Source organism: Arthrobacter sp. Soil_C_60, from assembly GCF_057656375.1.
This window is the reverse complement of record NZ_JBDGKM010000017.1, coordinates 49,020-62,156: the sequence shown is the minus strand read 5'-3', so window position 1 is coordinate 62,156 and position 13,137 is coordinate 49,020. Positions and strand designations below refer to the sequence as shown.

The 13,137-nt window shown below is 63.9% G+C and carries 14 protein-coding genes, 6 tRNA genes and 1 riboswitch; of the genes, 14 read left to right on the top strand and 6 right to left on the bottom strand.

The window, feature by feature from the left end; all coding sequences use genetic code 11:
- The 6 genes from AC3A4M_RS22035 to AC3A4M_RS22010 all read right to left on the bottom strand — a co-directional run.
- On the bottom strand, positions 1 to 1,154 hold a 1,154-nt coding region (locus AC3A4M_RS22035; protein ID WP_498738649.1), incomplete at its 3' end, for a DUF222 domain-containing protein.
- 302 nt (positions 1,155 to 1,456) lie between these two features.
- Positions 1,457 to 1,528, bottom strand: a tRNA-Val gene (locus AC3A4M_RS22030).
- Between the two features lie 41 nt (positions 1,529 to 1,569).
- Positions 1,570 to 1,646 (bottom strand) — tRNA-Gly (locus AC3A4M_RS22025).
- Between the two features lie 33 nt (positions 1,647 to 1,679).
- Positions 1,680 to 1,751: transfer RNA gene (locus AC3A4M_RS22020), tRNA-Val, on the bottom strand.
- A 61-nt stretch (positions 1,752 to 1,812) separates the two neighbouring features.
- Positions 1,813 to 1,883 (bottom strand) — tRNA-Cys (locus AC3A4M_RS22015).
- Between the two features lie 54 nt (positions 1,884 to 1,937).
- A tRNA-Gly gene (locus AC3A4M_RS22010) sits at positions 1,938 to 2,011 on the bottom strand.
- A gap of 302 nt (positions 2,012 to 2,313) precedes the next feature.
- On the opposite strand from AC3A4M_RS22010, the gene AC3A4M_RS22005 reads away from it, so the two are divergent.
- From AC3A4M_RS22005 to hisG, 14 genes are all read left to right on the top strand, one after another.
- Positions 2,314 to 2,385 (top strand) — tRNA-Val (locus tag AC3A4M_RS22005).
- 92 nt (positions 2,386 to 2,477) lie between these two features.
- A complete protein-coding gene (locus AC3A4M_RS22000) occupies positions 2,478 to 3,341 on the top strand; it encodes a cytochrome (RefSeq protein WP_498738647.1) in 864 nt (287 codons plus the stop codon).
- Between the two features lie 55 nt (positions 3,342 to 3,396).
- A complete protein-coding gene (def, locus tag AC3A4M_RS21995; protein WP_498738645.1) occupies positions 3,397 to 3,972 on the top strand; it encodes a peptide deformylase in 576 nt (191 codons plus the stop codon).
- Positions 3,969 to 4,919 (top strand): methionyl-tRNA formyltransferase, encoded by a 951-nt coding sequence (gene fmt, locus AC3A4M_RS21990; RefSeq protein WP_498738643.1) that lies wholly within the window; start codon positions 3,969 to 3,971, stop codon positions 4,917 to 4,919. The genes def and fmt overlap by 4 nt, the downstream gene beginning before the upstream one ends.
- Positions 4,916 to 6,466, top strand: coding sequence for an RsmB/NOP family class I SAM-dependent RNA methyltransferase (locus AC3A4M_RS21985; RefSeq protein WP_498738642.1), 1,551 nt, complete (start codon positions 4,916 to 4,918; stop codon positions 6,464 to 6,466). Before fmt ends, AC3A4M_RS21985 begins: the two co-directional genes overlap by 4 nt.
- 8 nt (positions 6,467 to 6,474) lie before the next feature.
- Positions 6,475 to 7,134, top strand: a complete 660-nt coding sequence (gene rpe / locus AC3A4M_RS21980; protein ID WP_498738640.1) for a ribulose-phosphate 3-epimerase — start codon at positions 6,475 to 6,477, stop codon at positions 7,132 to 7,134.
- 75 nt (positions 7,135 to 7,209) lie between these two features.
- A riboswitch (FMN riboswitch) is annotated at positions 7,210 to 7,354 on the top strand.
- 113 nt (positions 7,355 to 7,467) lie between these two features.
- Complete coding sequence (pnuC, locus tag AC3A4M_RS21975; RefSeq protein WP_498738638.1) at positions 7,468 to 8,169, top strand: nicotinamide riboside transporter PnuC; 702 nt, start codon at positions 7,468 to 7,470, stop codon at positions 8,167 to 8,169.
- Complete coding sequence (ribD, locus tag AC3A4M_RS21970) at positions 8,166 to 9,251, top strand: bifunctional diaminohydroxyphosphoribosylaminopyrimidine deaminase/5-amino-6-(5-phosphoribosylamino)uracil reductase RibD (protein WP_498738636.1); 1,086 nt, start codon at positions 8,166 to 8,168, stop codon at positions 9,249 to 9,251. The genes pnuC and ribD overlap by 4 nt, the downstream gene beginning before the upstream one ends.
- Positions 9,251 to 9,907, top strand: coding sequence for a riboflavin synthase (locus AC3A4M_RS21965; protein ID WP_498738635.1), 657 nt, complete (start codon positions 9,251 to 9,253; stop codon positions 9,905 to 9,907). The genes ribD and AC3A4M_RS21965 overlap by 1 nt, the downstream gene beginning before the upstream one ends.
- A complete protein-coding gene (gene ribB / locus AC3A4M_RS21960) occupies positions 9,904 to 10,602 on the top strand; it encodes a 3,4-dihydroxy-2-butanone-4-phosphate synthase (protein WP_498738633.1) in 699 nt (232 codons plus the stop codon). The genes AC3A4M_RS21965 and ribB overlap by 4 nt, the downstream gene beginning before the upstream one ends.
- Positions 10,603 to 10,631: 29 nt before the next feature.
- Positions 10,632 to 11,270, top strand: a complete 639-nt coding sequence (gene ribA / locus AC3A4M_RS21955; protein WP_498732004.1) for a GTP cyclohydrolase II — start codon at positions 10,632 to 10,634, stop codon at positions 11,268 to 11,270.
- Between the two features lie 87 nt (positions 11,271 to 11,357).
- Positions 11,358 to 11,843, top strand: coding sequence for a 6,7-dimethyl-8-ribityllumazine synthase (ribH, locus tag AC3A4M_RS21950; RefSeq protein ID WP_139003677.1), 486 nt, complete (start codon positions 11,358 to 11,360; stop codon positions 11,841 to 11,843).
- An 80-nt stretch (positions 11,844 to 11,923) separates the two neighbouring features.
- On the top strand, positions 11,924 to 12,187 hold the full coding sequence (locus AC3A4M_RS21945; protein ID WP_074702518.1) for a phosphoribosyl-ATP diphosphatase: 264 nt from the start codon (positions 11,924 to 11,926) through the stop codon (positions 12,185 to 12,187).
- Positions 12,188 to 12,286: 99 nt separating this feature from the next.
- Positions 12,287 to 13,129, top strand: a complete 843-nt coding sequence (gene hisG, locus AC3A4M_RS21940; RefSeq protein WP_498738630.1) for an ATP phosphoribosyltransferase — start codon at positions 12,287 to 12,289, stop codon at positions 13,127 to 13,129.
- The last annotated feature ends 8 nt before the right edge of the window (positions 13,130 to 13,137 follow it).

Sequence of the window (13,137 nt, the reverse complement as noted above, 5' to 3'; positions counted from 1 at the left end):
CCGCCGAGGACGAGGGGGATGAGGTCGGCGTCGCAGGCGATTTTGCGGACGGTTTTGGGGCTGATCAGTCCGCCGAACACCGCGTCGGCGGAGGCGCCGATCTGGTCCACCAGGTCCTGGTAGTCCAGGTTGATCATGATCTGGGGGCGGTGGCCGCCGCTGGAGGGGAGCTTGTCCGTGGACAGCGCGATCTGGCAGGCGCCGACGAGGCCTTGCAGCAGTTTCTGCGGCCGGGTGGGTCCTAGCCATTCCGGATCCGCCCCCGCCCCCGCCTCCGCCGGGTCGGCGGTGCCGGCGGGAGTGCCGCCGGCTGTTGCGGGGTCTGCCGGGGTGCCGTCGTCGGGGGCGAAGGTGGTTTTGATACGCGGGTTGGTTGCCGCGTTCATGACGGTGATGAGGTATTCGTATTGTTCCGGGGTGGCGGCGATGTCCAGCCGGTGGAGGCCTTGGCGTTTGCCGCGGTAGAACACGCCTTGTTTGGCGCGGAGGAGTTCGTCGGTGGGTTCGAGTCCGTCGGGGTCCAGGACTGCTTCCCAGCGTTTGATGATTTCGCGCAGGCCGTCGATGTCGGATTCGGTGGCCTGCTGGGTGAGCTGGTTTTCCATCGCGGCCAGGTGCGCGGGGGTTGCGGTGGGCCGGACGCGTTCGAGGGCGTCGCGGATGAGGGTCGCGGCCTGGCCGCTGATCTGTGAGGAGGTCAGTGCGGCGCCGAGGCGTTCGAGTTTCGGTGGTGCCTGTTCTCCGGTGATCAGGGTCGTGGGCATGGTGCTGGAGCCGACGCGGAGCCGGCGTTTGGCTTCGCTACGGCTGATCTTGAGTTTCTGGCGGAGGTATTCGGCGGCGTCCTTGTATTCGGGCTTTTTCGGTGTGCCGTCCGGGCCGGTTCCCTGGACCGGGTCGGCCCAGGGAATGCGCTGGTCTGTTTCCCCTGTCTGGGCGATGTTCTGCTGCTCGACGGCGTGGGCGCCGATGACCTGGAGTTGCTCGACCGTTTTGGAGATCTCTTCAATGCCGGCGACGGTGGCGGCGAGTTCCTTGGGCGACTGCAGGAGGCATTCCTGCCCGAACATGGCCGAGAAGTCCTGGAGGGCGGCCTGCACCGAAGCGAGGAAGCCCGCGGGCTCCTGATGCGCTTCGACAGGTGCGATTGCCATACCTCCACGCTATAGAACACGTCTTCGAATAGCACGGGAAGAGCCCCAATGTGGAGGACTAGTGGCCTGAGTAGGAAGGAAGCACGGGTCCGGCCGCCTGTGGAGGTGGCGTGGAGCGGGGCCGTGGCCTATTGAGCCTCCTGGCAGGTCTGTCTGACGTCAGCCAAATCAGGCTAGAAATGGTCCGGAAGAGAAGGGGCAGGGAGAAGCAGGCGACGAGGCGGTGGCAGTAGCCCGGATTCCTGGCGTGAGGACATTACGGGTTAAATGCAAAAACGGCTCCGAGGGGGAGCCGTTCTTTGTGGGCGATACTGGGATCGAACCAGTGACCTCTTCCGTGTCAGGGAAGCGCGCTACCGCTGCGCCAATCGCCCTGGATCCTTCAGCATCGACGTCGCAAGCGCAATGATCGGATTGGAGCGGACGACGGGATTCGAACCCGCGACATCCACCTTGGCAAGGTGGTGCTCTAGCCAGCTGAGCTACGTCCGCGTGGAATGATGCCGGTAAACCGGGCCATTTCCGTGGGCGATACTGGGATCGAACCAGTGACCTCTTCCGTGTCAGGGAAGCGCGCTACCGCTGCGCCAATCGCCCATAAAGGGTTTGTTGTCTTGCTAAGCAAGACAACAGCAAGAACTCTGAAGTGCCGTAACCGAGGTGGGGACGGGATTCGAACCCGCGTATACGGCTTTGCAGGCCGCTGCCTCGCCTCTCGGCCACCCCACCGTGGCCTGCAGATTCAGGACCGGCCAGTAGAACTGGCACTAACAGTGACTTGCGAGCGGACGACGGGATTCGAACCCGCGACATCCACCTTGGCAAGGTGGTGCTCTAGCCAGCTGAGCTACGTCCGCATGTGGATTTCATCAAGTTTACCTCCGGTTTGACCGGAACGTTTTCTCGATTTCCAACGAGTAAAGACTCTATAGGACGTTTTCCGCTTCGTCCAATCGAGGTTCCGAGAGCCGGTTTTGCGCCTCATTTGCGGGGTCGAGAAGGCTTGTGCAGACACGGCTAGAGGTGATGTGAATCCGGACGGGGAGGCCGAGGATCTGGCGCGCCGGTACGACAAGATGCGCCGTTTTTGCGTCGGGGCGAACGTCGGCTAACATTCATAAACGATGCAGGTCCGGTTAGCCGGGAAGGCATCAAAGACGGGCGATTGGCGCAGTGGTAGCGCGCTTCGTTCACACCGAAGAGGTCACTGGTTCGAACCCAGTATCGCCCACCGTCAAAAGCCGGCCCCTTGCCTATCCACAGGCAAGGGGCCGTTTTCTTTCCGACAGGAAACCGTCAGCCGTCTCTGACATGATTCTTGGTATGACTGATCCGGCACTGGCCCACAAAACCGACTTCGGGCGGATGTATTCACGCTCAACCACAGAACTGCCCAGTGTGCCGTCCATAACCACTGTCATCTCCCAGGCACCCGTGGATCTGGGTGGCTGGTTTTCCCATATGGCGGCCACCGCCATGGCACAGGACCACCGGCTGACAGAGGCGGCGGGCAATCCGGCGAAACTCCGGGCACTGGCGAAGGAGGCATCGACGGCGGCGGAACGCTTCCGGGATGCCGCAGCACTCCGCGGCGACCGGGTGCATAGCTATTGCGAGCAGGTCTCGCTGCGCGCCCTCGGACGTCCGCACCGCATGGCCGAGGCCCGCGAGGAACTGAGGGCCAACGGGGAAGAGGCCTTCGCCGCGCGTTTTGACGAGTGGTGGGAGCTCTACCAAGTAGAACCGGTAGCGCCCGAAATCACCGTGTGGAACGCCGAGGTCGGGTACGCCGGCACCCTCGATCTCGTGGCCCGTATCGGAGGCAGGCTGTGCCTGATCGATTTCAAGACCAAAGGCACGGACCGCAACGGCCAGGTCAAGCCCATGGACGAAAAAGTTGTTATGCAGTTGGTGGCGGGAATGAAAGCGCAGGAAAGCCTGGTGGACGCCCAGGCCGGCACGTGGGAGCCGTGGGCGCACGGTGACTCGCCATTGCTGCTGGGCGTTGCTATTGGTGAAACCGAAGTACGGCCCATGCGGGCCAACCCGGAAGTGCTCAAGTACCACTGGTACAAGTTCTGCGCCTTGCGCCGGGTCTGGGACCTGCAACTGCAGGTGACCGACGCCGGCCGTGCGCTGCTGCCCATCGGTCCGCCCTCTGCTGTGTTGCGGCCGGTCGCCGGATAAGGCCACTTAGACTGGAACGGACACCCGGCTGAGCGACAGTAAGGAAGATTCACGCATGACCGTCCTGAGTATTCGGATTATCGGGGACCCGGTGCTGCGCACCAAGGCAGAGCCTGTTCGCGACTTCGGCCCGGAACTGGCCAAGCTGGTGGCCGACATGGACGAGACGATGGAAAGTGTGGAGGGCGCTGGCCTCGCGGCACCGCAAGTGGGAGTGAGCCTGCGAGTCTTTACCTACCTGATCGACGGCCAGCGGGGTCACGTCATCAACCCTGTCCTGGAGAACAGTGATGATTTTCAGGAAGACCGGATGGAAGGCTGCCTCTCGATTCCCGGCCTCGGTTACCCGGTGCAGCGGCGGCGTTGGTCCCGGGTCACCGGCGTGGACGTCAACGGCGCCCCTGTTTCGCTGGAAGGCGAAGGCATGCTCGCACGCTGCTTCCAGCATGAAACGGACCATCTGGACGGTGTCCTGTACATCGACCACCTCTCCGGCGATGATCGCAAAAATGCTCTCCGCTCTATTCGCGATGCCTCCTACAACTCCGTGGCCAAGGAAACAGAGGCGAAACGCTCCTCCAGCGTTGGTTCCGGTTTTGCGCGGGGAACCTTCGGGCAGCCCTCCGCATGACGGCAACTCCCAGACCCTTCCGCATACTCTTTGCGGGAACGCCGCAGGTGGCGGTTCCCTCTTTGGATAAACTCGTTGAATCGGGATTCGAGGTAGCCGCGGTACTGACGCGCGAAGATGCGCCGGTCGGCCGTAAGAAGACGCTCACGCCCTCACCGGTAGCTGCCCGGGCCCAGGAAATGGGCCTGCCTGTCATCCGGGCTAACCGGATTGATGACCAGACTATGGCCGCGATCGCCAAGACCGACGCGGACGTAGCGGCTATCGTCGCCTACGGAGGCTTGGTTCCGGAGCCGGCTTTGCAGATGCTGCGGCACGGCTGGATCAACCTGCACTTTTCCTTGTTGCCGGCCTGGCGTGGTGCGGCTCCTGTCCAGCATGCCGTCATCAACGGCGACGACGTAACCGGCGCATCGACCTTCCTGCTCGAGAAAGGCCTGGATACCGGTCCCGTGTACGGGACGTTGACGGAAACCATCCGGCCGGAGGACACCAGTGGCGAGCTGCTGACCCGTCTTTCGAACAGTGGTGCGGTCCTGCTCGCCCAAACTCTCTCGGCCATTTCGGCGGACAGAGCAGTAGCCGTGCCCCAGTCAGGGGATGTGACCCTGGCTCCCAAACTGGGTCTTGAAGACGGCCATATCGACTGGAACCAGCCGGCTCTGGCTCTGCGCCGCAGGATCAACGGCGTGACGCCGGAACCCGGTGCCTGGACGATGCTGCAGGGGCAGCGGTTCAAGTTAGGTCCGGTTGTCCTACGGCAGGACCGGCGGGACCTGCGGCCCGGCCAGGTGGAACTGACCGGGGGAGGCGCGGCCGCTGCCTTGGTGGGTACGGGATCCTGCGCCGTGCAGTTGCAACAGGTTCAACCGGCGGGAAAGAAAATGATGGCGGCGGCCGACTGGGCGCGCGGTCTTGGACAACGTGAGGATGTGCACTTCGAGTGAGCGGACAGGATAGGCCGCAGGGCAACCGAAGGGGGCAGGGCCCCGAACGACGCCGCAATGCCGCCGGACGCGAACGCAACCGCGGGGGAGAGCGTTCCTTCTCCCAGTCCTCGCCGGCGCAGCGGACACGCAAGGCTGATCCGGCGCGGCTGGTGGCGTTCGAAGTGCTGCGTGCTGTTGACGCCGATGATGCCTATGCCAACCTGGTGCTGCCGGTGAAGATCCGGCAGCACCGGCTCGACAAACGTGACGCAGGGTTCGCTACCGAGCTGACGTACGGAGCGCTGCGTGGCCTGGGCACCTATGATGCGATTCTGGCCCGTTGCGTTGACCGCCCGCTGGCCGAACTCGATCCGGCCGTGCTCGACGCGCTCCGCCTCGGGGTCCACCAACTGCTGGCGATGCGGGTGCCCGCGCACGCAGCACTGGACCAGACGGTCGGACTGGCCCGCGCTGTCATCGGAGCTGGCCCGGGCGCGCTGGTCAATGCCGTACTGCGGAAGGTTTCGGCCAAGGAACTCGCCGGCTGGACCGAGGAACTGACTGCCGGCCAGCAGGACCCCGTCGCCGCTGCAGCTTTGGTGCACAGCCATCCGGAGTGGATAGTCAGGGCGATGCGACAGTCCCTCGTCGGGCACGGCCGCAGCGTCGGGGAAATCGAGGACCTACTGGCGGCGGACAATGCTGCACCGGTGGTGAACCTCGTGGCCCTGCCCGGGCTAGGCACATTGGACGAAGCGATTCAGGCAGGCGCGGAACCGGGCTCCCTGGTACAGGATTCGGCGCTGTTCTCCGGAGGCGACGTGGGACGGCTGGAATCCGTCCGGAAGGGAACAACGAGAGTTCAGGATGCCGGCTCCCAGCTGGTCGCCCGCGCCCTGGCCGAAGCGCAGACTCTGACCTCGGGTCCGGAGCGCTGGTTGGATCTTTGTGCCGGGCCCGGGGGCAAGGCCGCACTGCTGGCTGCCCTGGCCGCCAAGAAGTCCGCGACCCTGCTGGCCAACGAACCGGCCGAGCACCGGGCCGAGCTCGTACGGCAGTCTCTTCGGCCCGTCGACCGTGAGGTCTGGGAAGTCCGGACCGGGGACGGCCGCGACCTTGGCCAGTTACAGCCTGAAGGGTTCGACCGGATCCTCGTAGACGCTCCCTGCACCGGCCTGGGTGCTCTGCGGCGCCGTCCTGAGTCGCGCTGGCGGCGCAAGCCGTCGGACGTTGCCCAACTGGCGCCTTTGCAGCGCGAACTGCTTGATTCAGCGCTGGCTGCGGTGAAGCCTGGCGGGCTGGTAGCGTACGTCACATGTTCGCCGCACCCAGCGGAAACCACCGCCGTGGTCACGGACGCGCTGCGCCGCCATCCTGACATTGAACTGCTGGATTCGGCGTCGGCGCTGGATGCAGTCAGTCTGTCGGGACAGCTCCAGGCTGGCCACGCACAGGCGGAAGGAACGACGGCCCAGCTGTGGCCGCATATCCACGGAACAGACGCAATGTTCCTGGGCTTGCTGCGTAAGAAGACCTCAGACGATTCAGCCGGAAACGCAAAGTAAGGATCCAGATGGCACAGTGCTGCATACACCCAAGTATTTTGTCTGCCGATTTCGTCAATCTGGAGGCCGAGCTGGGGAGGATCGGGTCGGCCGACGCCGTGCATGTTGACGTTATGGACAATCACTTCGTGCCGAACCTGACCATCGGGCTGCCCGTGGTAGAGCGGATCCAGGAGATCAGCCGACTTCCGTTGGATGCGCACCTCATGATTGCGGACCCGGACCGCTGGGCGCCGGCCTATGCGGACGCAGGGCTTGACTCGGTGACCTTCCATGTCGAGGCTGCATCCGCACCCGTCCGCCTGGCCCGTGAGCTGCGGAAGCGCGGAGCCAAGGCAGGCATGGCGCTGAAGCCCGGCACCGCCGTCGAGCCCTACCTTGATCTGCTTCCCGAAATGGACATGCTGCTGATCATGACCGTAGAACCCGGATTCGGTGGGCAAGCTTTCCTTGATGTAACACTTCCCAAGATCCGCCGGGCAGCCTCGGCAATAGCCGGTTCGGGCCTGCCCGTGGCGATTCAAGTGGACGGCGGCGTGACCGAAGAAACCATCCAGCGGGCAGCGGAAGCGGGAGCCAACGTCTTCGTCGCTGGGTCGGCCGTATACGGTGCCGGCGATCCGGATGCGGCCATCTCCGCCTTGCGCAAATCCGCCGAAACAGCTTGATGTGTCATGTATTACACGACATGACAGGAATATGAGGCCTGCCATGCAGGTTGTGGCAGAATAACAACCACAAACAACGTGCTCCGGGGTCGGTGTAAGTCCGAACCGGCGGTTATAGTCCGCGACCCGTCGCCACGGATTCCGCAAGGAATTCAGGGCAACGGTTGAGCCGGTGAAATTCCGGTACCGACAGTTAAAGTCTGGATGGGAGAAGCACGTACAGTTGGCAGAACAGCCAGCGGTGCGTAGGTTCCGTGCGGAACCACGTCCACTGCCTGAACCTACCGCACTGTCGTTACCCCGGAGCCGCCGCGGCTTTCGGAAAGGAACGACATGGATTTTCTGCGGTGGCTCTTTGAAGCTCAGATTCCCGTCGCCGGCAGTTCACTGCTGCTGCGCGAAGTCGTAGGGAACATCTTCGGCCTCCTCAGCGCCCTTGGCGGCATGCGCCGCAAGGTATGGGCGTGGCCCGTCGGCATCATCGGCAATGCCCTGCTGCTTACGGTTTTTCTCGGGTCGCTTTTCGGCTCAGCCAATACTGCGAATCTGCTCGGACAGGCCGGCCGCCAAATCATGTTTATCGCAGTGGCGGTCTACGGATGGCAGCGCTGGCGCCAGAGCAAGCAAGACGGCGCGGGCCATGCTGTAACCCCTCAATGGGCATCTGGCAATGCCCGGATCGGCTTGGTGGCAGGCCTGATCCTGGGCACCGTCGCTCTGACGCCGCTCTTCGCCGCACTCGGTTCGTATGGACCTGTCTGGGCTGACGCTTGGACGTTTATGGGATCGTTGCTTGCGACCTACGGCATGGCGCGCGGCTGGGTGGAGTTCTGGCTGATCTGGGTTGCGGTCGACATTGTGGGAGTCCCGCTGCTGTTCAGCGCCGGTTACTACGCGTCCGCCTTCATGTATCTCTTCTACGGCGTGTTCACCCTGATCGGGTTCTTTGTCTGGTGGCGGGCCAAGGAACGGGCCACGCCCGAGGTCGAAACTCTTCTGCCGGATGTCCGCGTCAGTGCGGGGGGTCGATCATGAGCAGTCAGGGGTTCTCGCCTGCGGAAAACCGGGCGATGGAGCTGGCGCTGGACACCGCCAAGCTTGGATACCGCGGCGCGAATCCTTTGGTCGGCGCGGCAGTTCTGGACGCCACCGGTGAAGTGCTCAGTATCGGGTACCACAGCGGTGCCGGCTCGCCGCATGCGGAAATCGACGCGCTGGCCAATCTGCGCCACCGGATATCCCAGCAGCACGATCTTTCCGATTGCACCATGGTGGTGACCCTTGAACCCTGCAATCATCAGGGCCGCACGGGACCGTGCGCGGCAGCCATCGTCGATGCAGGCATCGGCAACGTCATCTATGCAGCTGCGGACCCTACGCCGGAGGCTACGGGAGGGGGAGATGTCCTCCGTAACGCAGGCCTCGGCGTACGCAGCAATCTGCTTCAGGAGCGGGCGCTTGAGCTGAACCACAGGTGGTTCCGGGCCAAATCGGAAAACCGTCCGTTCACCACCATGCACATTGCTCAGACGCTCGATGGGCTGATCGCAGCGCAGGACGGAACAAGCCAATGGATCACTTCCGCGGAGTCGCGGCAGGACAGCCACGGCATCCGCAGCCGCGTGGGCGCGATCATCGCCGGCACCGGAACAGTTCTGGCAGACAACCCGCGGCTGACTGCCAGGGACGAATCGGGCGCGGCAACGGAGTTCCAGCCGCTGCGAGTGGTCATGGGGCTGCGCGATGTTCCCGAAGACTCCGCCATCCGTGGGGACGATGGACGGTTCCTGCAGCTGCGAACGCATGATCCGGCCGAGGTGCTGGGCGAACTGGCAGAGCGCGGAGTCGCGCATGCCATGGTCGAAGGCGGTGCAGCGGTGGCGGGAGCCTTCCTGCAGGCGGACCTCGTTGACGAACTGGTCCTCTATCTGGCGCCCATGCTCCTGGGTGATGGGACCAGGTCCACCGGCGACTTGGGCATCCGGACGTTAGCTGAGGCCTATCAGTGGCGCTGGGACAACAGCGGCGGCGGCCGCACCTCAAATCTTGGCGCAGATCTGCGCCTTCATCTGGAACCGATGCCACTCGGCATCCCAAGCGGCAGGAAAGGCCTCTAATGTTTACCGGAATCATCACTGAGCAGGGCAGCGTGGAATCGCTGGTCCTGAACCCGGCGAAGGACAGTGCTGTCCTGACCATCAAGGCAGGGGAAGCGATCGCGGACCTTGAACTGGGCGGGTCCCTGGCCGTCAACGGCGTTTGCCTGACCGCCGTGGAATCTAAGCCGGGCGTTGTCAGCGTAGACGTCATGGGGGAGACGCTGACCCGGACGACCACCGGTGAGCTCAAATCCGGCGCCAGCGTAAACCTCGAGCGGTGCGTTCCAGCCGGAGGGCGTATGGATGGACATGTGGTGCAGGGACACGTGGACGGTGTCGGCGCACTGCTCGAACGCGAAAATATGGGCGACTGGGAGCGGCTGCGTTTCAGTGTCCCCTTCCAGCTCGCCCGCTACATCGCTGAAAAGGGGTCCATCGCGATTGACGGTGTCTCCTTGACCGTAACGACGGTCAGCCCGGTCGACGCAGAGGACGCCTATTTTGAGGTGGGGCTTATTCCCACCACCCTGGCCGAAACTAGCCTGGGCGCCAAAGCCACCGGCGACAAGGTCAACCTCGAGGTAGATGTGCTCGCCAAGTACGCAGAGCGGTTGCTGGCTTTCTCCCAAGCGGACAAGGCAGCAGCCCGCCACGTAGCAGGAGCGCACTCATGAGCGCGGCAGTGGAACCTCGGATCCGGCTCGACGCCATCGAGCAAGCCATCAGCGCCATCGCCGCCGGCCAGCCGGTTGTGGTAGTCGACGACGAAGACCGGGAGAACGAAGGCGACATCATTTTCGCGGCCGACGCCTCCACGCCTGCCTTGATGGGCTGGACGGTCCGGTACACGTCCGGAGTGATCTGTGTCCCGATGCCGGGCAGCCGTGCTGATGAGCTTGGCCTTCCGCCGATGGTTGAAGTCAACCAGGACGCGAAGGGTACCGCCTACACGGTTTCCTGCGATGCGGCCACCGGAGTTACCACCGGCATCAGCTCCACCGACCGTGCACGAACGGCGCAGGTGCTGGCGTCTGAGCTGAGTACTGCCAGCCAGCTGAACAGGCCTGGTCATATCTTCCCGCTCCGGGCTGTCGACGGCGGCGTCCTGGCGCGCCGCGGGCATACCGAAGCTGCCGTCGATCTCTGCCGGCTCGGCGGCCGGTCGCCGGTAGGCGTGATCGCGGAGCTCGTGCACGACGACGGGGAAATGATGCGGCTGCCCGCGCTGCGCGACTTTGCCAATGACCACGGTTGCCCGCTCGTATCCATCGAGGACCTTGTCCAGTTCATCACGGCCGAAGGAACGGGCACACAAACTAGGCAGTCGTTCCAGACACGTGAACCCGCCGGGCAGGAGGCGCACCAGTGACCACCAGAAACGACCCATCGCCGGCTCAGGTGTCTGTTCCGCCGGCCACCCTTGCGCAGGTGACCGGCGGTCCGGCCGTGCAGCTGCCCACGGCTTTCGGCTATTTCACGGCGCGGGCTTGGACAGACAGTGCCACTGGCGTGGAGCATCTGAGCATCACTTCGCCGGTGCGCCCGGACACGGCTCCGCTGGTTCGGCTGCATTCGGAATGCCTGACAGGGGATGTGTTTGCTTCCTTCCGCTGCGACTGTGGTGAGCAGCTGGACCAGGCCCTGGCTTTGATCGCCGAACAGGGCGGCACCGTGCTGTACCTGCGCGGCCAGGAGGGGCGCGGTATCGGACTGGCGAACAAGATCCGTGCGTACGCCCTGCAGGAGGACGGCGCGGACACAGTTGAGGCCAATGAACAGCTGGGTCTGCCGGTGGATGCGCGCGACTATTCGGCCGCGGCGTCGATCCTGCACAGCATGGGGCTGGACACGATCCGGCTCCTGAGCAATAACCCGGCCAAGAGCAGTACGCTCTCGGGTTATGGCATCAGCGTCGTGGAAATGATCTCCTCCGAGGTGCCATCCCGGGAGCAGAACTTGCGGTATCTGCAGACCAAGCGGGATCGAATGGACCATCGGCTGGCCTTGCTTGAAGACCACCCGGTCCACCAAAGCTGATAACAGCGGTACCTTCCCAGTACTGACGATGAACCCGCCGCCAATCCCGGCTGGGTACGAACATTCACAGAAAGCAGAGAGTAAAACATGAGCGGACACGGAGCACCAGTTATCGACGTCGCCGAACTGAACGGCAATGCGGGCGAACTGAAACTGGCCATCGTCGCAGCCAGCTGGCATACGCAGATCATGGACGGCCTGATCGACGGCGCCCTGCGGGCCGCCAAGGAAGCCGGCATCGCCGAGCCCGCCTTGGTTAGGGTTCCCGGCAGCTTCGAGTTGCCGGTGGCGGCTGCGCGGCTGGCACCGCACTATGACGCGGTGGTGGCCCTCGGCGTCGTTATTCGTGGTGGAACCCCGCACTTCGAGTACGTCTGCCAGGCAGCCACCGAGGGGCTGACCGACGTCAGTGTCAATACCGGGACACCCGTAGGATTCGGGGTCCTGACGTGCGATACGGAGCAGCAGGGGCTTGACCGGGCCGGGCTCGAGGGCTCAAACGAGGATAAGGGCCACGAGGCCGTCACGGCCGCACTGGCGACGGCGGCCACCCTCCGCCAGCTCGGCGTCTAAACGCCTCCGGACAAGGGGATTCGTCACATAGCCCGGGCCGGTTTGCGGCCCGGGCCATGTGCTGGCGTAATCTTGGGAGCGTGAAATCCTTCGAATCCCTTTTTGCCGAGCTGAGCGAGAAAGCGCAGACGCGCCCGGAGGGCTCGGGTACCGTAGCCGAACTGGACTCAGGTATCCATGGCATCGGGAAGAAGGTTGTGGAAGAGGCGGCCGAAGTATGGATGGCTGCGGAGTACGAGTCGGATGAAGCGGCGGCGGAAGAAATTTCCCAGTTGCTCTACCACCTGCAGGTCCTGATGATCGCCAAAGGCCTGACCCTGGCAGACGTATACAAGCATCTGTAGCGGGACGCCGCCAGAGGTGTTCCGCCAAGCCTGCCCGGGGCAGTTTCCCCAAAACCGGCCGTCTTACGGCCAACCGATCCTCTGCAGAAAGTCATCTTCATGCTACGCGTAGCCGTCCCCAACAAAGGTTCCCTGTCCGAAGCCGCGTCCGAAATGCTCACCGAGGCCGGATACCGGCAGCGTCGTGACAGCCGTGAGCTGGTCATGATGGATCCGGACAACGACGTCGAATTCTTCTTCCTCCGTCCGCGAGATATTGCCGTCTACGTTGGCAAGGGAACGCTGGACGTCGGCATCACCGGCCGCGACCTTTTCCTCGATGCACAGGTGGAGGCCGAAGAGCTCCTGAGTCTTGGCTTCGCCGTCTCAACGTTCCGGTTCGCCGGCCCGGTTGGTGAATTCTCCGATGTGCAGCAGTTGCAGGGCAGGCGCCTTGCCACCAGCTACGACGGACTGCTGCAAAGCTACCTGACCGAGCGCGGCGTGCATGCCAAGGTGGTCCGGCTGGACGGAGCCGTGGAGTCCTCCGTGCGCCTGGGGGTCGCCGACGCCATCGCGGATGTGGTGGAAACCGGAAGCACGCTCAAGGCTGCCGGCATGGAGATCTTCGGCGAACCCATCCTCCGGTCCGAGGCCGTCCTCATCGGACGCAGGGGCGAGGTACCCGCGGGCCTGGAGGTCCTGATCCGCAGGCTCCGCGGCGTCATTGTCGCCCGCGAGTTCGTGATGATGGACTACGACATCCGCAAGGAACTGGTGGAGCAGGCTGCCGCCCTGACACCCGGTCTGGAGTCGCCCACCGTTTCGCCGCTGCGCGACTCCGAGTGGGTCGCGGTACGCTCCATGGTCAGCCGCACGCAGACCAACCGGATCATGGATGAGCTGTACGACCTGGGCGCGCGCGCCATTCTGGTCAGCACCATCCACGCCTGCCGCATCTGATCGGGGGA

What these genes read in the sequence shown, in the direction of transcription:
- AC3A4M_RS22000 (WP_498738647.1), top strand. Translation starts at nt 2,478, where the DNA reads ATGACTGATCCGGCACTGGCCCACAAAACCGACTTCGGGCGGATGTAT.
- def (WP_498738645.1), top strand. Translation starts at nt 3,397, where the DNA reads ATGACCGTCCTGAGTATTCGGATTATCGGGGACCCGGTGCTGCGCACC.
- fmt (WP_498738643.1), top strand. Translation starts at nt 3,969, where the DNA reads ATGACGGCAACTCCCAGACCCTTCCGCATACTCTTTGCGGGAACGCCG.
- rpe (WP_498738640.1), top strand. Translation starts at nt 6,475, where the DNA reads ATGGCACAGTGCTGCATACACCCAAGTATTTTGTCTGCCGATTTCGTC.
- pnuC (WP_498738638.1), top strand. Translation starts at nt 7,468, where the DNA reads ATGGATTTTCTGCGGTGGCTCTTTGAAGCTCAGATTCCCGTCGCCGGC.
- ribD (WP_498738636.1), top strand. Translation starts at nt 8,166, where the DNA reads ATGAGCAGTCAGGGGTTCTCGCCTGCGGAAAACCGGGCGATGGAGCTG.
- AC3A4M_RS21965 (WP_498738635.1), top strand. Translation starts at nt 9,251, where the DNA reads ATGTTTACCGGAATCATCACTGAGCAGGGCAGCGTGGAATCGCTGGTC.
- ribB (WP_498738633.1), top strand. Translation starts at nt 9,904, where the DNA reads ATGAGCGCGGCAGTGGAACCTCGGATCCGGCTCGACGCCATCGAGCAA.
- ribH (WP_139003677.1), top strand. Translation starts at nt 11,358, where the DNA reads ATGAGCGGACACGGAGCACCAGTTATCGACGTCGCCGAACTGAACGGC.
- hisG (WP_498738630.1), top strand. Translation starts at nt 12,287, where the DNA reads ATGCTACGCGTAGCCGTCCCCAACAAAGGTTCCCTGTCCGAAGCCGCG.